Source organism: Aquiflexum sp. (assembly GCF_041749095.1).
Classification (GTDB): domain Bacteria; phylum Bacteroidota; class Bacteroidia; order Cytophagales; family Cyclobacteriaceae; genus Aquiflexum.
Map to the genome: position 1 here is coordinate 1 of NZ_JBGTCA010000055.1, position 24,881 is coordinate 24,881.

General features: G+C 41.3%; 14 protein-coding genes. 3 read left to right on the plus strand and 11 right to left on the minus strand.

Annotated elements, in window-relative coordinates; all coding sequences use genetic code 11:
• From ACEW8O_RS03465 to trxA, 7 genes are all read right to left on the minus strand, one after another.
• On the minus strand, nt 1-6,982 hold a 6,982-nt coding region (locus tag ACEW8O_RS03465; protein ID WP_373493231.1), incomplete at its 3' end, for a hypothetical protein.
• Between the two features lie 675 nt (nt 6,983-7,657).
• A complete protein-coding gene (locus ACEW8O_RS03470) occupies nt 7,658-8,899 on the minus strand; it encodes a helix-turn-helix domain-containing protein (RefSeq protein WP_373493232.1) in 1,242 nt (413 codons plus the stop codon).
• 459 nt (nt 8,900-9,358) lie between these two features.
• Nucleotides 9,359-9,865: a YeeE/YedE family protein gene (locus tag ACEW8O_RS03475; protein ID WP_373493233.1), complete on the minus strand. Its 507-nt coding sequence runs from the start codon at nt 9,863-9,865 to the stop codon at nt 9,359-9,361.
• Between the two features lie 12 nt (nt 9,866-9,877).
• Nucleotides 9,878-10,459, minus strand: a complete 582-nt coding sequence (locus ACEW8O_RS03480) for a YeeE/YedE family protein (RefSeq protein WP_373493234.1) — start codon at nt 10,457-10,459, stop codon at nt 9,878-9,880.
• Between the two features lie 31 nt (nt 10,460-10,490).
• Nucleotides 10,491-11,888 (minus strand): hypothetical protein, encoded by a 1,398-nt coding sequence (locus ACEW8O_RS03485; RefSeq protein WP_373493235.1) that lies wholly within the window; start codon nt 11,886-11,888, stop codon nt 10,491-10,493.
• A 118-nt stretch (nt 11,889-12,006) separates the two neighbouring features.
• Nucleotides 12,007-13,428: a rhodanese-like domain-containing protein gene (locus ACEW8O_RS03490; RefSeq protein ID WP_373493236.1), complete on the minus strand. Its 1,422-nt coding sequence runs from the start codon at nt 13,426-13,428 to the stop codon at nt 12,007-12,009.
• 78 nt (nt 13,429-13,506) lie between these two features.
• The gene (gene trxA / locus ACEW8O_RS03495) at nt 13,507-13,827 is read right to left on the minus strand and encodes a thioredoxin (protein ID WP_373493237.1); all 321 of its coding nucleotides are present in this window, start codon (nt 13,825-13,827) and stop codon (nt 13,507-13,509) included.
• Between the two features lie 145 nt (nt 13,828-13,972).
• Between trxA and ACEW8O_RS03500 the strand changes: the two genes are divergently transcribed.
• A complete protein-coding gene (locus tag ACEW8O_RS03500) occupies nt 13,973-16,957 on the plus strand; it encodes a DUF2723 domain-containing protein (RefSeq protein ID WP_373493238.1) in 2,985 nt (994 codons plus the stop codon).
• Nucleotides 16,958-17,287: 330 nt separating this feature from the next.
• On the opposite strand, the gene ACEW8O_RS03505 is transcribed toward ACEW8O_RS03500, so the two are convergent.
• Both ACEW8O_RS03505 and ACEW8O_RS03510 read right to left on the minus strand, forming a co-directional pair.
• Entirely contained in the window at nt 17,288-17,839 is a 552-nt protein-coding gene (locus ACEW8O_RS03505) for a hypothetical protein (protein ID WP_373493239.1), read from the minus strand.
• 529 nt (nt 17,840-18,368) lie between these two features.
• Nucleotides 18,369-19,148 carry a class I SAM-dependent methyltransferase gene (locus ACEW8O_RS03510; RefSeq protein ID WP_373493240.1) on the minus strand — a complete coding sequence of 260 codons (780 nt, stop codon included), beginning with the start codon at nt 19,146-19,148 and terminating at the stop codon, nt 18,369-18,371.
• Between the two features lie 49 nt (nt 19,149-19,197).
• Here ACEW8O_RS03510 and ACEW8O_RS03515 point away from each other — a divergent pair, with 49 nt between their 5' ends.
• Nucleotides 19,198-20,448, plus strand: coding sequence for a GWxTD domain-containing protein (locus ACEW8O_RS03515; protein ID WP_373493241.1), 1,251 nt, complete (start codon nt 19,198-19,200; stop codon nt 20,446-20,448).
• Nucleotides 20,421-21,194, plus strand: coding sequence for a 23S rRNA (guanosine(2251)-2'-O)-methyltransferase RlmB (gene rlmB, locus ACEW8O_RS03520; RefSeq protein WP_373493242.1), 774 nt, complete (start codon nt 20,421-20,423; stop codon nt 21,192-21,194). Before ACEW8O_RS03515 ends, rlmB begins: the two co-directional genes overlap by 28 nt.
• 126 nt (nt 21,195-21,320) lie before the next feature.
• On the opposite strand, the gene ACEW8O_RS03525 is transcribed toward rlmB, so the two are convergent.
• Entirely contained in the window at nt 21,321-21,446 is a 126-nt protein-coding gene (locus ACEW8O_RS03525) for a hypothetical protein (RefSeq protein ID WP_373493243.1), read from the minus strand.
• A 473-nt stretch (nt 21,447-21,919) separates the two neighbouring features.
• Entirely contained in the window at nt 21,920-24,340 is a 2,421-nt protein-coding gene (locus tag ACEW8O_RS03530) for a mechanosensitive ion channel domain-containing protein (RefSeq protein WP_373493244.1), read from the minus strand.
• Nucleotides 24,341-24,881 lie beyond the last annotated feature (541 nt).

Below are 24,881 nucleotides of genomic sequence, written 5' to 3' on the forward strand. Positions count from 1 at the left end.
TTCCTGCTGCGGCTGTTGGTGCCAATGGCACTCCAGTTAAAGATGGAGATGCTAAATTTGCCTTTAAATTCAAAGCCGTCTGTGTCGCTGTTGAAACTGGCTTGTTTAGATCAGTTGTGTTGTCCACATTACCCAATCCAACCATTGTTTTTGTTATCCCAGAAACTGTACCTGTGAAGGTTTTATTTCCTGCTATGGTTTGGGCAGTTGTCAAATCCACAAAGTTGGAAGAGGAGGCCGCAGCCGTTACAAAGGCAGTAGTTGCAATTTGAGTAGTGTTAGTACCCACTGTTGCTGTTGGTGCTGAAGGTGTTCCTGTTAAGGTTGGAGATGCTAAATTTGCCTTTAAATTCAAAGCCGTCTGTGTCGCTGTTGAAACTGGCTTGTTTAGATCAGTTGTGTTGTCCACATTACCCAATCCAACCATTACTTTATCAATCCCTGAAACTATACCTGTGAAGGTTTTATTTCCTGCTATGGTTTGGACAGTTGTCAAATCCACAAAGTTGGAAGACGAGGCCGCTGCCGTTACAAAAGCAGTGGTAGCCAGTTGAGTAGTACTTGTACCCACTGTTGCTGTTGGAGCTGTAGGTACGCCTGTCAAGGCAGGGGATGCGGACAAAACCACATTTCCGGTTCCCGTTTCATCTGTTAAAGCTGCTGCTAAATTAGCAGAAGAAGGTGTTGCTAAAAATGCAGCAACATTAGTTCCCAAACCACTAACTCCAGAAGCAATTGGCAATCCGGTAGCATTGGTTAAAGTTCCTGATGCTGGAGTTCCTAAAACTGGCGCAGTCAATACCGGTGCTGTTAAGGTTTTATTTGTTAAGGTTTCCGCACCGGCCAATGTTGCCAATGTTCCTGTTGTTGGCAAGGTCACATTTGTAGCAGCAGTTGCCGTTAATGTTTGAGAAAACGCACCTGCTGTTGCTAATGTACTGTTGTTGGCCAATGTCAGGGTAGCCGCAGTTGCAGGCGCAGTCAATGTTATTTTATTAATACTTGTTGCACTTGCAACTCCCAAGACCGGTGTCACCAAGGTTGGTGCGGTGTCCATTACAAATCTGGATCCTGTTCCTGTTTGGGAAGCTACAGAAGTGGTATTTCCTACACTTGTGATGGGTCCGGTTAAATTAGCGTTAGTTGCATTTGCATTTGCTACAAAAGCAGTAGTAGCCAGTTGAGTAGTACTTGTACCAGCAGTAGCTGTTGGCGCAACCGGTGTACCTGTTAAAGTAGGCGAATCAGATAGAACCACATTTCCTGTTCCTGTTATTGGATTGGATACCAGTCCTTTTGAACCATCTGTAAATACCGGTAAAGATACATTCAAAGAAGAAAGTACCGGCTGTGCTGTTAAGGTGGTTACTCCTGTCACATTCAATGTTCCTCCAACAGCTGTATTTCCTGTTACTGTTGCACTGTTAAGGGTTGCTGCTCCACTTGTTTGAAGTGTTGAAAGTGATGTTGCACCTGTTACTCCCAAAGTTCCTCCAACAGTGGCATTACCTGTTACTGTTGAAGTTCCCGTTGAAATATTTCCCGTGTTGGTAATCCCGGCTGTTGTCGTTGCTCCCGTTACTCCAAAAGTTCCACCTACTGTAGCATTGCCGGAGGTAGTCAGGTTTTGGGCACCGAAATCAGGGGCTATTTTTGTACCTGCTATTGCGGCCGTTGGGCTCACGTCAGCATTTATGATTGTTCCGTCCAGAATCTTTGCCGTGGTCACTGCACCATCTGCCAGATCTGCGGTCACAATGGTTCCATCAGCGATCATCGAGCTTACCACTCTGCTCGCCCCAATAGTGCTCACTCCTGTATTGCTAAGAGTAACATCTCCGGTTATAGTTACCTCGGTAGCTTCATTTGTTGCATTTCCAAGATAAACTTTTCCATTAGCAAGCGTATTGATAGCTGTTAGTCCCGCATCCACAAAAGCAGTGGTCGCTATCTGTGTTGAACTGGTGCCCGCAAGAGCTGTAGGGGCTGTAGGTACGCCCGTTAAGTCAGGGGATGCGGACAAAACCACATTTCCTGTTCCTGTTATTGGATTGGATACCAAGCCTTTTGAACCATCTGTAAATACCGGTAAAGATGCATTCAATGAAGAAAGTACCGGCTGTGCTGTTAAGGTGGTTACTCCTGTCACATTCAATGTTCCTCCAACAGCCGTATTTCCTGTTACTGTTGCACTGTTAAGGGTTGCCGCTCCACTTGTTTGAAGTGTTGAAAGTGTGGTTGCTCCTGTTACATTCATGGTTCCTCCAACAGTGGCATTACCTGCTACTGTTGACGTTCCCGTTGAAATATTTCCCGTATTGGTAATCCCGGCTGTTGTTGTTGCTCCTGTTACTCCCAAAGTTCCACCTACTGTGGCATTGCCGGTGGTGGTCAGGTTTTGGGCACCGAAATCAGGGGCTATTTTTGTACCTGCGATTGCGGCCGTTGGGCTCACATCAGCATTTATGATTGTTCCGTCCAGGATCTTTGCCGTGGTCACTGCACCGTCTGCCAGGTCTGCCGTCACGATGGTTCCGTCAGTGATCATTGAGCTTAATACTTTACTTGCCCCGATTGTGCTCACCCCTGAATTGCTAAGGGTAACATCACCTGTTATGGTTACTTCTGTAGCTTCATTTGCTGCGTTTCCAAGATATACTTTACCATCAGCAAGTGTATTGATAGCGGATAATCCTGCATCTACAAAAGCTGTGGTCGCTATCTGTGTTGAGTTGGTTCCAGCCAAAGCTGTAGGCGCAGTCGGTGCTCCCGTCAAGGCAGGGGATGCGGATAAAACTACATTTCCTGTTCCTGTTATCGGGTTGGATACCAATTTATTGAACGCATCAGTAAATACTGCGGAATTAGGTGTTAATGGAGTAATTGTTGGAGAAGAGTTTTGAAAAACTGAATTTCCTCCAAAATTCGCATTCCCCAATAAATTTGTATTGCCCGTTACTCCTAAATTTCCAGATAAATTAGTATTCCCTGTTACTGCTAAATTATTCCCAGCGTTAATATTGCCCTGCGTTGTAATATTACCTTGTGATGAAATATATCCACCAACATTTAGATTTTCACCAACTCCAACACCCCCTGTTACCACTACCGCTCCGGTATCTTTATTGTTGGATGAGGTATTATTTAATGATGTGGTTATTCCTGTTACTCTCAATGTTCCTCCAACAGTGGCATTACCGGTCACTGTTGAAGTTCCCGTTGAAATGTCTCCCGTGTTGGTAATCCCGGCTGTTGTTGTTGCTCCTGTTACGGTCAGGGTATTGTTCACAGTCGTTGCACCGTTCAGGCTTGTTGCTCCCGTTACTCCCAAAGTCCCCCCTACCGTGGCATTGCCGGTAGTGGTCAGGTTTTGGGCACCGAAATCAGGGGCTATTTTTGTTCCTGCGATTGCGGCAGTCGCACTCACGTCGGCATTTATGATTGTTCCATCCAAAATCTTTGCCGTGGTCACCGAGCCGTCTGCCAGGTCTGCAGTCACGATGGTTCCGTCAGCGATCATTGAGCTTAATACTTTACTTGCCCCGATTGTGCTCACCCCTGAATTGCTAAGGGAAACATCACCTGTTATGGTTACTTCTGTAGCTTCATTTGCTGCGTTTCCAAGATATACTTTCCCATCAGCAAGCGTATTGATAGCTGTCAGTCCCGCATCCACAAAAGCAGTGGTCGCTATCTGGGTTGTGTTGGTACCTGCCTCAGCTGTAGGCGCAGTCGGTGCTCCTGTCAAGGCAGGGGATGCGGACAAAACCACATTTCCTGTTCCTGTTATTGGATTGGATACCAGACCTTTTGAACCATCTGTAAATACCGGTAAAGAAACATCCAAAGAAGAAAGTACCGGCTGTGCCGTCAAGGTGGTTACTCCTGTCACATTCAATGTTCCTCCTACAGCGGCATTATCTGTAACCGTTGCACTGTTCAGGGTTGCAGATCCACTCGTTTCAAGTGTTGAAAGTGTTGTTGCTCCTGTTACGGCCAAGGTTCCTGCTACTGTGGAATTACCTCCTACTGTGGAATTACCTCCTACTGTAGCATTGCCAGAAACCGTAGATGTTCCTGTTGAGATATCTCCTGTATTGCTGATGCCTGCAGTTGTTGTAGCTCCAGACACATTCAAAGTATTGTTTAAACTTGTTGCTCCCGTTACCTCCAAGGTTCCTCCTACCGTGGCATTGCCGGTGGTAGTCAGGTTTTGGTCACCGAAATCAGGGGCTATTTTTGTACCTGCAATTGCTGCAGTCGTACTCACGTCCTCATTTATGATTGTTCCGTTCAGGATCTTTGCCGTGGTCACTGCACCGTCTGCCAGGTCTACTGTCACAATGGTTCCATCAGCGATCATCGAGCTCAGCACTTTGCTTGCACCGATGGTACTCACTCCCGTATTGTCTATGGTAACATCTCCGCTCAATGTGACTTCCGTCGCTACGTTTGCTGCATTTCCAAGATATACTTTCCCATCAGCCAAAGTGTTGATAGCTGTCAGTCCCGCATCCACAAAGGCTGTGGTTGCTATCTGATTTGAATTGGTGCCTTCAGGAGCAGTCGGAGCTATCGGTATTCCTGATAATTCCGGAGATGCGGACAAAACCACATTTCCTGTTCCTGTTATCGGATTGGATACCAGACCTTTTGAGCCATCTGTAAATACCGGCAAAGATTCATTCAAAGAAGAAAGTACCGGCTGTGCGGTCAGGGTTGTTACCCCTGTTACATTCAATGTTCCTCCAACAGCGGCATTTTCTGTAACCGTTGCACTGTTCAGGGTTGAAGCTCCGCTCGTTTCAAGTGTTGAAAGTGTGGTTGCTCCTGTTACATCCATGGTTCCTCCAACAATAGCATTACCGGTCACTGTTGAAGTTCCCGTTGAAATGTCTCCCGTGTTGGTAATCCCGGCTGTTGTTGTTGCGCCTGTTACGGCCAAGGTTCCTGCTACTGTGGAATTACCTCCTACTGTAGCATTGCCAGAAACTGTAGATGTTCCTGTTGAGATATCTCCTGTATTGCTGATGCCTGCAGTTGTTGTTGCTCCAGACACATTCAAAGTATTATTTAAACTTGTTGCTCCTGTTATGTCCAAGGTCCCTCCTACTGAGGCATTACCCGTTGTAGTTACATTTTGGTCACCAAAATCAGGAGCTATTTTTGTACCTGCTATTGCAGCAGTCGCACTCACGTCCTCATTTATGATTGTTCCGTTCAGGATCTTTGCCGTGGTCACCGCACCGTCTGCCAGATCTTCTGTCACAATGGTACCGTCAGCGATCATCGAGCTTACCACTTTGCTTTCACCGATGGTGCTCACTCCCGTATTGTCTATGGTAACATCTCCGCTCAATGTGACTTCCGTCGCTACGCTTGCTGCATTTCCAAGATATACTTTCCCATCAGCCAAAGTGTTGATAGCTGTCAGCCCGGTATCCACATAATTTTTGGTAGCTGCATCCTGGGCCATTGTTGGTTCAGCAACTCCTGTTAATTTATTCGCTCCAAGTGAAACATCTGCAGCCGCTGCGCCAAATCCACTCAATGGAATATTTTCCTTATCCAGTTTAGCATTGGTCACATTGGTGTCTGCAATCATGGAACTCACCACTTTGCTATTGCCAATTGTACTTACTCCCGAATTGTTAAGGGTAACATCACCTGATAAGGTAACTTCTGTAGCTTCGTTGTTCTCATTTCCAAGATATACTTTCCCGGATTCAAGGGTGTTGATTTCTTTAATTGCCTGTGCATTCTCCAATTCAGCGGCTTTTGCACGGGCCTCCTCATCAGCAATCGCAATTTCAGCGGCTGTTTTGTTGTTGTCCACATTGCCCTGTACCGTTTCGATATTGCCCTGCAATACGCCTTCAGCATTAGTTGCACGGGTTGCTTCAGATGCAAGATCAGTAGTTAGCTTCTCCTCAGCGGCCTTTGCACGGGCCTCTTCATTAGCAATCGCTGTTTCAGCAGCGGTTTTGTTGGTGTCCACATTTTCCTGTACCGTTTCGATATTGCCCTGCAAAACCCCTTCGGCTCCAATTGCACGTATTGTTTCATTGGCAAGGTCTGTGGCCAGTTTCTCCTCGGCAGCTTTTGCACGCGCTATTTCTTCAGCAAGCGCTTTGCCGCCCTCAGCAGCTGATGCATTCACAAAAGTCTTGACGGCAAGTTCGGTCGGAAACTTGGTGTTGGTGTCATCCGACAAGGCTACATCGGTTGATTTGTTAGCACTGTTTTCCTTTAAAGCGATGTTGGTGGCATTGGTCAGGATATCAGAACTGTTATTGGAAACAGCAGTATTCAGGCTGTTGATATCACCTGTGTTTTGGGAAATGTTTCCGGCATTGATCTGAATGCCCGATGCATTGGACTGGATTTCTGTGGTGTTTTGCGTCACAGCAGTATTTAAGCTGATTATATCCCCTGTGTTTTGTGCTATTTTAACAGTATTTGCTGTTTCCGCTGCTTTTGCTCTGGCAATTTCTGCTTCAAATGATGTCAAATCTACTTTTGAATCTAGAAAAGGCTGAATCTTAGCAAGCGTCAAAAATGGCAACAACATTTTTGATGTATCAGAGGCATAAATGATCGCAGGGATGTTGTTTAAATCAGAAAAATTTCCGGAAATCGCAACATCCGAAAAAACAGGTTTATTCAAAATTTGCGTTTCACCACTGACAGCGGCCCAATCCGAATTTTTTTGAACCGAATGCTTAAGTAAAGTCCAGCTGTTCCCATTAAAAAAGTAAAATCCTGAAACATCATCTACTTGATAAATAAGCAATGACTCCGCCGGGTTTTGAATGGCATTTCTTTGGGCAAATGTGAGACGGGGAATTAAAAGTCCCTTTTCATTGGATTCAATTTCCAATGCAGCAGAAGCATGAGGTTCCTCTGTTCCAATTCCTACCTGAGCTTGAAGCAAAAATGGAATCAACAAAAGAAAGGTTAGCAAGAGTAGATTTTTCTTCATTTCACTTATAATAATTTTTGAGATAATTTTATTACACACAGTTTTTCTAATTAAAGTAATGGGCTTATTGAGCAATCAAGTGCAGCAGGGTTGCAGAATGGATTCTCAAAAGAATAAGTTATAGGTTGGGTAAATTCAGTGGAGATTGATCAAGGGTGATTTTTTTCTCTGTACTGATTTTGTAAAGCACAGCATTTTCCAGTCATGATTCAACGTTTGTATGTTTCAAAAACCGATTTTGAAACATGCTTTGATTAAACAGGATTTACCAAGATTTGAAATCCAAAAATCAGGTCATTAAAGCTGTCGTCTAAAAAATTACTTTTCACCAAAGTCCTGGGTTTTGTATGGTGTATCTGACTATTTATGAAATCGGGTTATAATTTATGGCAAAAGAAGTATCCGATTGGGGATAGATTTCGGTATAAAATAATATTTTGTTATGGGTTCATTGCGGATAATTAAAAAAAATCAATGGTTAGACGCTTCTTTGCCAGTAACCCAATATTCTATTTCAAACAGGTTGGAAGTCCGATATTCTGGACATTTAAGTTTCCTAACAAGAATTATATTGAATTACCATTTTATTGGTATCATTGCGTACATACATGAAAAAATCTATCGGATTTTAGAAATAAAAAATAGACTTCGGATTTTAGTAAATCCTTTCTCAAATTAAGAAGGGCATTCCTGGAACTTCTTCCAATATTCAGAGGGGCTGCATCCTCTCTCCTTTTTAAATGCATTGAAAAAAGTGGTTCTTGAATTAAATCCTGACGTCTCCCCCAAAGCTTCCAAAGTATAATCATCAAGATATCCTTCTTCTATTTGAGTGATGGCATATGCAATCCTATATTGGTTTAAAAATTCATTGAAGTTTTTATCAAATTCTCTATTGATAACCAATGAAACCAACTTAGGTGATATATTGATACGGTTTGCAAATTGATTTAATGTCATTCCGATTTCGGTGAAAATCTGCTCTCCTTCCATTTTGGAGATAATCTGAGATTTAATCAATCCTATTTCTTTTTGGGAAATGACATCCTGCTGTTCCTTAAAAGATTGAATATACGCTACAGATTCGCCTGGATTTTTGATATCCTGAATTTGTATTTTATGATTATCTACCTCGGCCACTCTTGCTTTTTTCTTCTTCTTTCGTTCGCTAAAAAATTCTGCCCTGAAATTGACAAAAAGGTTTAGACCCAAAAGCCCAAGAAGCGAAATTCTCCTTAAATAATAATTCTCCACCGTTAAGTCAATTGCTCCAAAATTTATCAAAACCTCCAGAATAGCATAAGTAAATTGAAAAAGCACCAACCAACCAAAATTGATCAATACAATCGTAAGGTCATAAATTTGCAAATTCCCCTTGTTAAAATTGAATATTTCGGGTCGCATTTTTTTCACCAGATATATTGAATAGACAAAATAGCCGGTCTGAAGAAAAATCCTGAACAGGTAGTGGAACTGAATTGGAATTAATCCTCCCGCTTCAAAATTGATTTTGGAATTGTCTGATACAATGGTTGTGGCAAATACAGATTTAACCTGGGCAGATTCAAAGTAAAAAGGAAGCAAATCCAATAAATGAATCAATGCGGGAAGGAAATGAATCCAATCCCTTTTCCTCAAACCAGAAAATCCAAATAGATAATTTCGTATAAAAAAGTAGAAAAATGGTGCGCACAAATACATCAATGGACTTATAGTCCTCATTAGCTGGGGTACTTCGATGATAAACCCTGCCTCAAACCAAACAAAGTATATAAACAAGCAGAAATTATAAAAAAACAATGACGCATAAAGGAACTTATATCCTACGATATTCTTTTCCCGCTTGAAAATCAGAATAAAGCTGTTGAATGTAGCAACGGCCAGCAACATGATAATTAAGAGTAATTGAAACTTCATAATTCGGACTTGGGCTTGTGGGAATTAAAGAAGAATGCCGCAAAAGCATCTTAATGGAGATTGGAATTTAGTCCAATATCAAGTAAAAAAAGGATATTTCTATCGCATATACTATCCCTTTGTCATTAATCTAGAATTAGTTCAATATTGAATCAGTGATTTTGTTGGAAATCAGTGATTAAAAACAATTAAGTAAATATTTTACCCATCAATATAATATGACACCTATCAAAAATTAATAGGATAAATATTTTTGATGTAAATATTCCAATTGATCAATTTTTTTTTGACTTCCCCATGTTATTTCTGAGTAAAGACATGACCTTATTAAAAAAATTTGGGGTTTTGACTTTTGGTTTTAGATGAAATTTAAAAGCCACTCCCAATAGGAAGTGGCTTCTAATCATTGTTCATATCATTCTATCTAAACCTTTGTTCCAGTTTTATCTTATTTTTAAATCAATCCGGCAACCTATCCGAAAATTTTCCATACACCCATGTTCCGGCCACTGCACTTAGCAGGGTTATGATAACTACCGTGAATCCACTGCCGATCTGAGCGAAGATTGGTCCGGGACAAGCACCGGTAATAGCCCAGCCCAGTCCAAACAAGAACCCTCCGAAAATCTGTCCTTTCCTGAATTCTTTCTTTTGAAAATTCACTACCTCACCCTGAATGGTTTTGATATTGAATCTTTTGATCAACTGAATGGAAATCATACCAACTACCACTGCTGAACCGATTACCCCATACATAAAGAAAGATTGGAGACGGAACATTTCCTGGATCCTAAACCATGAAATGATCTCAGCCTTGACAAATACAATTCCGAACAATATTCCCACTATCAAATATTTCAATAATAACCATCCCCTTTCATCCGTTGAAGCTAAATTGGGAGATTCACATTGGATAGGCGTTTCATTCATATCTACTGGATTTATTTTTATTTCTTCTGTTTTCATATCCATTTTGTCTTATAGGCCTACCCATTTCATCAAAGGACCAAAAAATACATGGGTCATCAAAAACCCGCCCACCATAAAGAATATGGTGGCTACCAATGAAGGCCATTGCAGGTTACTTAATCCCATAATGGCATGACCTGAGGTGCATCCTCCTGCATATCTTGTCCCGAAACCTATCAAAAAACCTCCGATCACAAAAAACAGAAGTCCTTTGGCCGTAAATAGGTTTCCCCAGGAAAATATTTCAATCGGCATCAGGTTACTATAATTGGTAATGCCAAATTCGGCTAAATCCCTTTGGGTGCTTTCGGCAACTACAATGGCATTGGGATCGGCCAAAAACTGCATGGCAATAAATCCACCTATCAAAACTCCCAATACAAATACCAGATTCCACATTTCCTTTCTCCAATTGTAGGTAAAAAACGGTATGCCCGCAGGGATACATGCAGCACATATATGCCTAAGAGAAGATGAAATCCCAAAAGACTTATTTCCCAATAGCAGCAGGGCAGGTACCGTTAGCCCAATCACAGGTCCCGCTATCCACCATGGCCAGGGTTGTTTTATCCATTCAATTAATTGTTCCATATATATTTTATTTGTTTTTCTTTTATAATTTTCAAAACCTGTAATCCATTACAAGGTTTAAATTCCACATATCCACCCTATTGATTTTCAGCTTTTCAGGAAGCAAGGTACTGTTTTGTGCTGTTTTGTTTATCACCAACAATTGCATATTCAAGCCTTTAAGGTAATCATCAAATTTGTAATCCAAAATCCCCGAGAAATGATAATAAGATGGGATTCCATATTTGTTGGTTTTAAATGAATACATATCTGATTGATCCACCTTCCCAGCTCCCAATTGTACAAACAAACCTTCCACTGGAGTCGTAAGGTCATATTTAAGCACGAGAGCTTTCATGTCCCCACTTCCTTCATATCTTTCCCTTGGCAAGCTGGCATAAAGGTTCTCTCTTCCCCATTCCCTGGGAAATAAAAACCTGCCCTTACCATTGATCCCGAGGAAATTCAATGAAACTTGATGTTTACCTAAGAATGCCCCCACTTTGGACCCAAATCCAAAACCTTTTTCACCAGGGAGAATATAGGTCTTGTTGATTTCAGAATTTCCACCATCATTGACCGCAAACTGATTAAATCCCTGCAATCCAAGTTGAAACCTTGATTTTCCCCCTAGGTCAAACGTATAATCAGTCTGTACGAATGAAATGTTAAACACATTCTCACTGAAGTAGTTCCAAGCTTGGGCGGTCAGACCACCTTTATGGTACTGGAACCCCATTAGACCAATACCTTTGGAACTGATGTTGCCCTTGTAATCAGAAGTTTCTCCAAAAGGATTCCTGCCAAAGGGATATACGCCAAAAGATTCCCCAGTCTTGTACCATTCCACTGTGCCCCTTATGGCAACAGAATTAATCCACATAGCTGTAATTTTATAATCCAATGCAGAATAAAAAGCAGATAAACCACCAAATACATTCGGTCTCATTCTATTGTCCTGCTCATTGAGTAGTGGGGTGATGATTTTTTGTCTACCCAGCACGAGTTTCAACCTGTTTCTTCTATAGGCCACATACAACTCTTCCAACCTGTCCAACCTATTGGTATTGGTAAGGTCGTTCATGTCATATAGCAATAACTCATACCTGTTGCCTGTGCCCGTTATCGGATCAGCTATTCTGACATTGTTTTCAAACATCTGAAAGGTAAAGAAACCACTGAACCTCACTTGAAATCCTTTCCACTCCGGACTGATATATCCAAGTCCTGCACCTAATGCCCAAGTAGAATAATCCAATAATTCACCATGATTGAGTGTTGACATAAAGAAAGATTTGACATGAAAATCAAATTCCCCTTTTTTGAGGTCTTCCCCTAAAGTTGATCTGGAAGTATCCAAGGTATCGGTCAATACCATTTCTTTCTGGCCAAACAATTCAAGCACATGGACATTTAAGAAGATAAAAACCAAAACTCGGATCATATTCATAATTGGACAGATTTGGCAGGAACAGCGGTGACATTTATCACTTTTGGATTCTTGTAAAGAAAAATGGCAAGACCCAGGTCTTGCCATCTAAACTTTTAAATTTTAATGGATTGCGGGATTACAGCAAAGTCGTTGGGCAATCATAATTGCTCACTTCAAACAAAGCAGAATCTTTTAAGGATGTAAATCCGCCTTTCACATCAATCAGATTTTCAAATCCCCTTGCTTTCAGGATAGAACTAAATATCATAGACCTATACCCTCCTGCACAATGCACATAGTAGGTTTTGTCTTTATTGATCTTGGACATACTCTCACTGATGTAATCCAATGGGGCATTTTCAGCATCGATGATGTGTTCACTCAAATATTCACTGTTTTTTCTAACATCAAGTATATTCACCTTTTCCTCTTTTTCAAAGATTTGGGCCAATTCATCAGCGGAAATTGAAGTAATGGAATCTACTTCCCTTCCATCTTTTGCCCAGGATTCAAATCCTCCATTGATAAATCCTATGGCATGGTCATATCCAACTCTTGCCAGTCGGGTAACAACTTCTTCCTCTCTTCCCTTTTCTGCAACAATGAGTATTTCCTGTTTCAGGTCAGGAACCAATGCACCTACCCAAACAGCAAAGCTGCCATCAATGCCGATATTGATGGAATTGGGAATAAATCCTTTGGCAAAAACCTGTGCATCCCGTGTATCCAAAATCACAGCCCCTGTTTCATTGGCAGCGGCTTCAAAGGCGGCAGGACTCAAAGGCTTGCTCCCTCTTTCCAAGACATCATCAATGCTGTCATACCCTTCAATATTCATCATCACATTTTGAGGGAAATAGGAAGGAGGCGGTGTCAATCCTGAGGTCACTTCTTTTATAAACTCTTCTTTGGTCATTTCCTGAAGCGCATAATTTGTCTTCTTTTGATTGCCCAAAGTATCAGAAGTCTCTTTACTCATGTTCTTACCACATGCACTGCCCGCACCATGAGCAGGATAGACAATGATATCATCTGCCAAAGGCATGATTTTATTTCTCAGGGAATCATAAAGATGTCCCGCCAATTTTTCCTGAGTTAGGTCAGCAATTACTTTTTGGGCCAGATCGGGTCTGCCGACATCTCCAATAAACAATGTATCCCCGGTAAAAATAGCCTCTGCTTTGCCTTCCTCATTGATCAAAAGGTAACAGGCACTTTCCATGGTATGTCCGGGGGTATGTAACAGTCTGATCTTTACTTTACCCAATTGAAATTCCTGTCCATCTTCTGCAACAATGGCCTCAAATCCCATTTTCATTCCTGTAGGACCAAAAACAATCGGCGCTCCTGTCTTTGCGGACAAATCCTGATGACCTGATACAAAGTCAGCATGAAAATGGGTCTCAAATACGTACTTGATTTTCGCTCCTCTTCTCTCTGCCTTTTCGATATAAGGCTGAACTTCCCTTAAAGGATCAATAACAGCCGCTGCTCCATCTGACTCGATGTAATATGCTCCCTGAGCCAAACATCCGGTATAAATCTGTTCTATCAACATATCTTAATTTTCCTTTTTGATTTTGTAAATCTAAACAGGTCACTTTTTCGGGAAAATGACTTTAGTCACATTATAAATCTATACTTTTTGTACCGTTTTTTCCTCAATTACTTTCACCAACTCGTGTGCAGGTACGACTCCCGACTGCCTCCATAGAACTTGTCCGTTTTGGAACAGGATCAATGTTGGGACACCCCTCACCTGATATTTACTTGCTGCCAAGGGATTCTTGTCCACATCAACTTTGATGATCTTGACTTTTTCTCCCACTTGCTTTGCGGTATCCTGCAATATAGGCTGCATCATCTGACAAGGCCCGCACCATGTGGCATAGAAATCCACCAATACAGGCTGTTCACTTGAAATAAGTTCGTTGAATGTTTTAGGTTGTGTGCTCATTGTTTAATGATTTTTGAAGTTACAAAATTAAAGACTTATCAAAAGATGTTCAGTAATTTTTATCACAATGCCTTAAATGCTGTTAAAATTCCCGACAATTTGGATTTATTGCTTATTTTCGCCCGACACTACTATTTCGTAAACAATGCTTGATTATAAAAAGGTCAACAACCTGACCGGTTGGTTGGTTTTTCTGGTTGCTACCACTGTATATATCCTTACCGTAGAAGAGACCGCCAGCTTTTGGGATCCGGGAGAATTTATTGCCGTTTCTTACAAACTACAGGTTCCCCATCCTCCCGGCGCACCGTTTTTCCTGTTGATCTATAGGATGTTCGGCTTCCTTGCCATGGGCGACGGATTGGCTGTGGCTTATTGGATGAATGTCGGCAGTGCAGTCTTCTCCGGTCTGACCATCCTTTTTCTTTTCTGGTCCATCACCTTATTCGGAAGAAAACTTTTCAATATAAAGAAAGGATTCGAAAGCAAGGGGGAGACCATTACCTTAATGGGTGCAGGCATCATAGGTTCTCTTGTTTACACATTTACAGACAGCTTTTGGTTTTCGGCAGTTGAGGCGGAAGTTTATGCCATGTCTTCCTTCTTCACGGCAATTGTGATTTGGGCATTCCTCAAATGGGATGTGATAGAAGATCCTCGGGATGAAAACCGCTGGATGATTTTTATCGCTTATCTGGTTGGACTTTCTATCGGGGTTCACTTGCTGAATCTTGTCACCCTACCGGCGTTAGCTTTAGTGTATTATTTTAAAAAGTACCAAAATCCAAACCTGAAAGGAGGAATCATTGCACTGATACTAGGTGGAATTGCGCTAATTATCATCAATAATTTAATCATACCCGGCCTACCAAGCCTTGCAGGTTCCATAGAAATCTTTTTTGTCAATAGTATTGGATTGCCCTTTGGTTCAGGTATTGTTGTCTTCTCCGCCTTGTTTTTAGGATCATTGATTTATGGGATCTTGTATTCCATCAAAAAGGAAAAGGTAGTACTGAATACCATATTGGTATCCCTGACATTTATTTTGATCGGTTATGGTTCTTATGCCATGATAGTGGTCAGAGCTAACCAAGATCCGGTCATCAATGAAAATGCACCCAAAGACATTATCAGCTATGTGTCCTATCTGAAAAGGGAACAATATGGCTACAGACCGCTGCTATATGGACAATATTTCGATGCCGAATTGGTAGATCAAAAAGAAGGGTCCCCTATCTATCTGAAAGGCAAAGACAAGTATGAGGTTGTGGATTATTCCACCACCAATGTATATGACCCCAAAAGGTCAACCATTCTTCCAAGGATATATTCGACACAGGACCGCCATAAACAGCTCTATAGATCCAAACTGGGCCTTAGAGAAAGCGAAAAACCAACTTTTGCCGATAATATATATTTTATGTTCAGCCATCAGTTGGGACACATGTATTGGAGATATTTTATGTGGAATTTTTCCGGCAGGGAAAGTGATTTTAGCGATGCTCCCTGGTTGGGAATCTCAGATTTCTTTTCAGACAAATTCCCTGATTATATCAAAGAAAACAAGGCACACAACAATTACCTGATGCTTCCGCTGATCCTGGGATTGATAGGGTTGATATTTCAGGCCAAAAATGACCCAAAATCCTTCTACATCACTGTGATGTTGTTTTTCATGATGGGTGTGGTATTGGTGCTTTACCTCAACTCTCCACCGGTGGAGCCACGGGAGCGCGACTACATTTATGTGGGGTCGTTTTATGCTTTTGCCATCTGGATCGGGATCGGGGTGATGGCCTTGGCGCATTGGATTGCCAAACTGAACAAAAACCTGGCTGTTGCAGGAATCATAGCCACCTTGGTGACTTTCCCGATTCCCGTACTGGTGGCCAACCAAAACTGGGATGACCATAACCGTCAGGGTAGATTTTTCTCAGTGGATTCAGCCAGAAATTTTCTTTCTTCCTGTGCCCCAAATGCAATTTTGTTTACCGGTGGGGATAATGACACCTTTCCACTTTGGTATGTGCAGGAAGTGGAAGGGTTCAGGACGGATGTGCGGGTAGTGGTATTGAGCTACTTTGATACCGACTGGTATGTGGAGCAAATGGCCCGTCCAGTACATGAGTCAGAAGCCTTGCCTTTTTCCTTGGATTACAAGAATTTCAAAAAAGGAACCAATGATGTCCTCTATGTGGTGGACCGAGAGGGATTGGATGCCATTTCGGCAAATGAATACCTGAAATTGGTCAAAAATGAAAGCAGTCTTTTGAAGTTGCAAACATCTGGTAGAGCCTCTTATAACATGGTGCCATCAAGGAATTTAATTCTGGATGTCAATCTGCAGAACGTCTTCAACCAAGGACTCATACCTGATGGCATGGAGACTTTGATGACCGATCAGATCAACTTGAGAGTGAAGGGCAACTACCTGACCAAAGGCAATCTGATGCTCATTGACCTGATCACGAGCAATGACTGGGAAAGGCCTATATATTTCAACAATACCTCTTTGGCTACCATCGGAATCGACATTGAAGAATACGTGGTGATGGAAGGACTTACCTACCGAATGCTTCCTGTTAGGAAACCGCAGGGATTGAGGACTGAGTTGGTCAATACCGATCTTGCCTATTCCAATATCATGGAAAAATTTGCTTTCCGGGGAATGGACGACCCCAACAATTACTTTGATGATGAATTCAGACGCTTCACGTCCAACCACCGTTCTGCCATCAACTCTGTAGTTATTGCTTTACTTGATGAGGATGATCTGGACCGGGCCGCAGACCTGCTTAAGTTCAGTATGGAGGTCATGCCGGATGAGGCTATTCCTTATGACCTGGCAAGCGGTCAGTCAGTGCCGCTGCTATTTGAGGTAGGAGAAGATGATCTAGCCCTGGATATTATTGAAAAAATCTCCCACAGATCGGTTCAAATGCTGGAATTCTATACCCGCACCAATCGGGATTATGACAGAGAAGCAATGATTTCCATAGAAATGCTGAGATTCTTTGTGCCGTTATTGGATGAAAGAGGATATAATGAGCTTTCCGAAAAACTGAAAATGGAACTTGAGATAGTACTTGGCCCCTCTGTCAGGGGCGGCGGAACGATCAATCCAAAATAGCTATTCGGTACCGAAAATCCGGTATCGAATCCAGATAATTAGGATTTGTAATGCTATTCGGTATCGAAAATTTGGTAGCGAATTCAGATGAATAGGATTTGTAATCCTAGTAGGTCGTGAGGAGGAACGGTTACCGGAATTACAAATTCCGGTTTATCTGTTCTCGGGATTATAAAACCCAAGAAGTCGCTATTCGGTATTTGTAATGCCGAATCCAGATGAATAGGATTTGTAATCCTACTAGAATGCTCAAAAAATTGATGGTAGTTCAAAAAAAAAACCTGGAAGTTAATAAATCCAGGCTTTAATAAATTTTAACATTGAAAATCATTAATTCAGTAAAATCAATACCGCAACTAAATTGACACCAAATCCAATAGCCCAATTAGTCCAAACTTTTCCTTGTTTAATTTTTTTGGATTTTTGAGTATAGCTATTATAATATTCTGTTTGTTGGAATAATTCAGGATCAGGATATCCAAGATTGATCTCCTGAGGAGTGGTTGATGACGTGGCAATAGCAGGTATTAATCCAACCAAAGGCGAAATCAAACTTGCAATCAAAGTACCTGTTCCAGCTCCTTTATATCCCTTATAATACCTTGATGCGTCCAATTGACCCTTAACAAAAAGGTCATTTTGATTTAGTATTAGAAAACCGCCACCTCCTGTTGCCATAACCTCCTCCAAACTTCTCGATAATTCATTTTCTATCGGATAAATTCTTTCGTTCAAATTGAATTTTCCATAAAAAACTTGATCGGTTGCCATTGCCAAAAGAAAATGGTCATCAAATAGGCTTTCTTCATCGATTAAACTTTGGGAGGAGACGGAATTAGTTAACAATAAAATTGTCATCGCAGTTAGAATAATTTTTTTCATAATTTAAGCTTTGATTTAACATTAGTTTTTAAATTTTCGATTTCGGATTTCTCTAAAATCTAATTCAGGGATTAGAAGTGGAACATAGAGATTCTTTATTTATCAAATGAAGTTTTGGGTGGGGTGACCTTAAATAAAAATTCAATTGAACGAAACAAAAGTATCACAGGGATTTTTTTTAAACAATACCTGAAACAGGGTATTTTTTTATTCCAGATAAGAAATATGAAATTGTTGATAATCATACAATGTCGAAATGTTGCGAAATTCTCAACAATGCTGACTCCAGCTATCAAACTATTCGAAACCGAATCAAGACACCAAAAAAACCGAATCAATTTTCAATTTTGCAGGAATTTGGAAAAACCGAGATGTTGATTTAACTGAGCTTAGAGAAAAAGCATGGCCGAAAAGAACCTAATTCTTTACCAGATTCATTCATTGCTGCTACAGCAATTTTTTATGAAATACCTTTGTTTACTCTGAATATTAAAGATTTCCAATACATTGATGGTGTCAACCTGTGAGTTTAATTTTTTTTATACAACACATAAAACAAATCCAGCCCTTTTTCGGGTGAGGATTCCAGGGTATAATCTTCATGGGTGATATCGGTGACTGAATTTCCCTGTTGTTGGTGGAGTTTGTTCCTGTTCATCCTGTTTAGGATTTCATAGGGCCATCTGAGTACAAAAGCCGGTAACCGGTACTGAAGGTCGAAAACATCAAACCTCATGATTTTATTGACTGATTTTCGGTTAGCTTCATGGTAAGCCCGGATTTTCTCGTTGCCACCGATACCCATCGGTTCCACTTTGTCAAAAATTCCCTTACACAAATTCTCCAATTGCTTGGGTGTATATTCCCGGATATGCCATGGATTCCTGGAAAGTGTATGTTCGATATTGGGTGTGGAAATGATGGCTTTGCCGCCGGGCTTCAACACCCTGTAGATTTCTTCCAAAAAAAGTCTGTCGTCCTGAATATGCTCAATCACCTGGAAACTGACTACCGTATCGTATGAATTGTCCTTTAAATCGGAAAAAGGCGGAATTACGGCCTGTTGGAAAACCGCTTGAGGGAATTTATTTTTAAGACGATCAATGACCTCCTGAATTTTGTCAATCCCCAAATAAGAATCTACTTGGTCCAAAAGCACTTCTACTCCCCTTCCTTCACCGCATCCAACCTCAAGCAAGATACCTCTGACAATGGGTTTGGCAGCAATATAAGCTTTAAGGAGACGTTGGTGAATGGGGTTATCACTGATTAACTTATCGGAAGCGATTTCCGTTGTATAGGTAGCCATTTAAAATTTGATTAATTTGGGCAAAAATAAGGTTAATTTTTAATTGAAGATGATCAGACACAAAATCACTGCGCAAATCACACCCTTCTTAGGCTTCCTTTTCTTATTCCTTGGACTTTCCAACCTCAGTCAGGCACAGCAGTCTTTGGAAACACTCAATCAGGCATTGAGGTATTCCAGATACGCACGCTTGGCCCTGAAGATCATCCCTATACGGGAACAGGACAGGTCATTTGTTTTACAAATGCCGGTGGAGAAAATAGAGGAAAATCTGGAATTTGACACTTACCAATTTGCATATGCGGTGTTGTCAGGATTCCAGGAACCAATTACCGCCCAGAATCTGATCATCCTTACTAGGGAAGATGTGGTCAGAGAAACGGACTTTCATATTTATTTCGAAAAAAGAGTGACCATTCCCGAAACACAGGAAATGGCATTTGCCATGATACAGGCTACAGATACAAGGCAGGGTGATGTGTATTATTACCACACAGACCTTATCAGTCCATTTATTTTTGGGCATTCAGATTTCTGGGCCTATTACGAAGATGGTGTTCCCTTTGACCAAAGTTTCGTCATCCAAAAAGAGCCGATAGAATTCAAGGGGAGGACAGTGGTCAATCTCCACAATTTTCATTACCCTGCTACATTTGATGCACCGCTTCCCCCGATGGAAATCCGTCCTGCGCCTGTTCCCCGGGAAATCAAGGTGGATTACAAGGGTAGTTTTATGGCCAATCTACCAGTAACATTTGATGAAGATGGCTACTATTTTATCCAATCAGACACCAATTCCACTCAAGGGATGATGCTCAAAGCTGTTCCGGAAACATTCCCCCGTGTCAATGATTTTGATGAAATGGTGGACATGGTGGTTTACATTTCCACAAGAAGAGAACACGAAACATTGAAAGAAGCAAAAGATAAAAAAATAGCCCTGGACCAATATTGGTTTGGCCTTACCAAAGATGAAGAGACCGCCAGAAAACTGATCCGGGAATATTTCAAACAGATCGAATTTGCCAATATCCTGTTTACTGATTTCAAAGAGGGCTGGAAAACAGACAGGGGAATGGTCTACACTGTCATGGGTCCGCCCAATGAAGTCAGCTTCAGGTTGAACGGTGAAATCTGGTCTTACGTCGGCGCCAACTCCAATTCAAAAATAACTTTTACCTTTGCACGCGTCAGAAATATATTGACACCAAATTATTATATACTCAACCGATCCAGGGCCTTGCAGCCGGAATGGTTTAAAAGCATCACAACATGGAGAAACGCTCAGATGGTTTTCTGATCAATAAAGGGGAACACGAAAAGGATTTTATTTTTGGGACACGGGCAGTAATGGAAGCCATCCATGCCCAAAAAGATATCGACAAGATTTTGGTGGACAAGGAAGTCAACAATGAATTGATCAAGGAATTGCTTTCGCTGGCCAAAGAGGAAAAAATCAATGTAGTCCGTGTTCCCGAAGCCAAACTCAACCGAATCACCCGAAAAAACCATCAGGGTGTGGTGGCACATATGTCCGCCATCCAATATGCCTCCCTGGACAATGTGATAGATGAATGTTTTTCAAAAGGCGTAGCTCCTTTGATTCTTATTTTGGACAGGATTACCGATGTGAGAAATTTTGGAGCCATGGCAAGAACAGCAGACTGTGCAGGAGTCCATGCCATTGTCATCCCGGAAAAAGGAAGCGCCCAAATCAATTCAGATGCGGTAAAGACCTCAGCAGGCGCGCTGAATCATCTACCTGTTTGTAGGGTAAAAAACCTGTATTACACCGTCAAGGACCTAAAAAAAATGGGTCTGAACGCAGTCAGTGTAACCGAAAAAACTGACCGTCTAATGTATGAAGCAGACTTCAGCCTGCCAACAGCCCTGATCATGGGTTCGGAGGAAGACGGCATTTCCCAGGAATTGATGGGCATTTCCGATGAATTTGTCAAAATCCCACTTTCCGGAAATATCGAAAGCCTTAACGTGTCTGTTTCGGCAGGGGTGGTGATTTATGAGGCGATCAGGCAGAGAAGGTAGAGAAAGGATGAAGGATGAAAGGAGTTGGGTTGGAAGTTTGGGAGTTGGAAGAAACTGACCGATGACCGATGTTGGATGACCGATGTTGGTGAGTTGAAAGACAAAGGTAGGAAGAAAAGGGAAGGGTTAAATTGCAAAAAAGTTGAAGAGATGAGAAAAGCCTGTCCTTGTCATTTCGACGGCAGGAGAAATCTGTTCTACTTTAAGGGAAATAGGAGCAGCCGTCATGCTGATAGCGATCGGGAGAAGCATCCTACGAGGTTCAGTAAATGATAGATATAAACATTAATAGAACCTCAGGTGATTCCTCGTACCTACCAATGACAGATATTCATATTGATGGTTTAGAACTATAAATAGCATTCAATTCTTTAAAGGACTTTGCCTTGTCTCCTCGATCCCGATAGCTATCGTGGAGAGAGGTCTGCAGCCCGATTTGATGTCATTACCTTTTCTGAACATTTACAAAATGTTGGGGACTCGGAATGACGGGTAACTTGATGTCATTAACTATAATGAACATTAGTACAATGTTGAAAACTCGAGGTGACAAGGCGAGATTAAATTCTGATTCTTGGCTGTTTTTTGCTAATAAGACTGTATTCTGAAACTACCTATCCACTGAAACTGACACCCCACTCACTGCGACAGCTTACTGTGACTGCCAACTGTGACTGCCTACTGAAAACTGCCCACTGCGACTGCCTTCTGAGACTGAACACTGCCTACTCTCTCTCCTCCCCCGGCTTCACCAGCTTTTCCTGAACGAGACTGGGAAAATCCTTGACATAAAGGTCTCTCTGTGGAAATGGAATTTCTACATCATTATTTTTAAATGCCTTAAAAATTCCCCTCATCACCTGATCCCGAATCATTATCCATAGCTCCACATCATTTACCCAAAACAATACCCTAAAATTGACAGAATTGTCTGCGAAGGTCTGCATAAACACTCTTGGTTCGGGGGCTTTTAGGATTTCTTCTTTGTCAAGTTCTTTTGCGATCAATTCTGTGACCAGGTCCATATCGGATGAATAGGCCACTCCAATGATCAGTTCAACCCTTCTCTTTTTATCGGAAAGTGTCCAATTGGTCAGGTGTTGTGCCAATAAGTCTCCATTTGGAATGATTACTTCAGCACCGTCCCAGTTCTTAATTTTGCTGGCACGGATACCGATATCTTTGACCACGCCATCTACTCCACCTACTTGAACTGTGTCCCCGATCTGAATGGGTTTTTCGAATGCCAAAATGACTCCTGACACCAGGTTATTGACAATAGTTTGTAATCCAAAACCAATACCCACAGACAATGCACCCAATACTATCGCTATTTTATCAATTGGAATGCCTGAGGCTGCCACAGCAATCAAAAATCCGGTAATCAAAACTGCCAATCTCATCAATAAGATAGTGGACCCCAATCTTTTGTTTCCCAGGCCTACATTTTGCTGGTCTTTGATGGATGCAGCATAGGCAACGGTATTGGCCAAGAAACTGGCGATATAAACCACTACAAAAAAGACCGCAATCTGGGCATAATTGAAGGATGCATTTAGGATACTTCTCTGTTTGGATAAAAAGCCACCAATACCATCAAACAGAAGATCCATAACACTTAGGCTTTCTACAAAATAATACCCCCATATTGCAAAAGCGAGGTAAGAAAACATTTTATTCACTCTCTTCTGAATATCATTGAAATCAATCATTGAGGTAAAATCACTTTCACTTTTTCTACTTACCTCAATCTGTAGGTATATCAGTTCCTTGATAAGGATTACAAAAATCACCAAGGCCAAAGCATGCATCAAACTCAGTGTGGCGGTAATACCGACCATTTTACTCAAGCTAAATCTTCCCAGGATGTTAGCAAGTATAGAAAATGCACAGAAACCAATATATACCTTTGAAAAAACCTTGATGTAAGGTGGGATTTCAGTCTTGTCTTCGGCTTTTTGTAATTTCAGCAAACGTAATCCCAGATAAATCCCAAAGGCGCTGAACAACAACAAATGCCATCTTTCCTGATAGGCGATTTCCCAGTAAAGGTTACTGGCCGTACTGATCAGAAAAAGAAAAAACATCATCCACCAAACCTTGGACAGTTCTTTTCCTATTCTTCTTCTCAACAATATTCCCGAAACACTGACCATCACCACTAAGACAAGGGCAAAAAAGGAAACCGGAGGATTGGGATAAAAAAACGGAGCGACTGCCAAAATAACCATCAGCGAAGTAAAGAATGGGTATCTTGGAACATAATTCATTCTCCCCAGGATAATCCCGGAAAATTCCTTTTCACTTTTGATTTTTTTGAGATTGGACCCGATCCAATAGTTGACCAAAAATACCAGAAATACCAAAAAGATAGTGATGCCCAAATGATTTCTGATATACCTGTTTACGATGGTCTGATTCAAATTAAGAGAAACAACGAAAACATCGACAAGCTTTTCTGCATTAGGAAAATCCCTTGGCTCCCATATAAAATTATTCTCCTTGTTGAATAGGGCACTCTCCAGCCTTCTTTTTTGAAAATCCAAGTTATCCCCTATCTCGTTGATCTTGATCGTAATACTGGAAATCCTCGATTTGAAAGTCAGTGCCTGTAATCTCTGGGAATTCAATACACTGTCCGTACGGCCTAGATTAGTTTTTAAATTTGAAATGGCTGATTGGTATTCGGGAAGCAAGGTAGTATCCCGGAGGTTGTACCTCATCAGTTCATCCTGCTTGATTGAATCAATTTTGGTTTTCACTGTGCTGAGGTTTTCCACCCTGTTCCTCACCCTCTCTTCTATAGTAGATATCCTGGAATTGATGGAGGTCATCAGGTTTTCAAGCGCATCCAGATACCTGAGGTTAATCTTTGTATCAACACCTTCCAGTCTATTTAACACCGTTGTGAATACCTCTTCTGCCACAATGATCTCTTCCGAAATATATATTGTATCCAGCTCATTCCTTAAAATTTTATTAAGCTCATTTATTTCTAAAGTAAATTCCTGGGTTTTTTTGATACTCTCTTCCAAAGAAGGTCTGAACTCTGCTGAATCGGCATCGGTTTTAAATTCATTTGACATGAATAAGGAATCGAGCAAATCCTGTGCATCGGAAATCTGCGCAGACACTTGAACCGGCATTGAGAACAGTATGAATATTAAAAACAAAATCCCTATTGACTTCATCTGATATTTTTTGTTTAAATGTAAGGAGATTTTAGTATGTAGTTGGGAAATAGCATGAGTTTTCTGCGAAAGGGGGGAGTTGGAAGAAGGAGAGGCGAGAACCGAGAACCGAGATGCGAGGTAAGAAACAAGAAGCGAGAGCCGAGATGCGAGAGCCGAGAAAAAAGACACTATTGATGTTTTGATAATTTAATGGAACAACTATTAAAAAAGACTTGACCTTGTCATGTCGACGGCAGGAGACATCTATTGAGGCGCTAGATACAAGAATCAAGATGCGAGATGCGAGAACCGAGAAGTCTCATGAGGATCAGTAAATGATAGATATATACATAAATACGATCTCTGGAGATCCTTCGTGCCTACCAATGACAGATTTAGAAATTGATGTTTAGAACTATGAATAGCATTCAAATTTTGTAAATGGCTTTGCCTTGTCACCTCGACGTCAGGAGAGGCCTATGGCCTGATGTCATTCCTTTTCTACCAATGACAG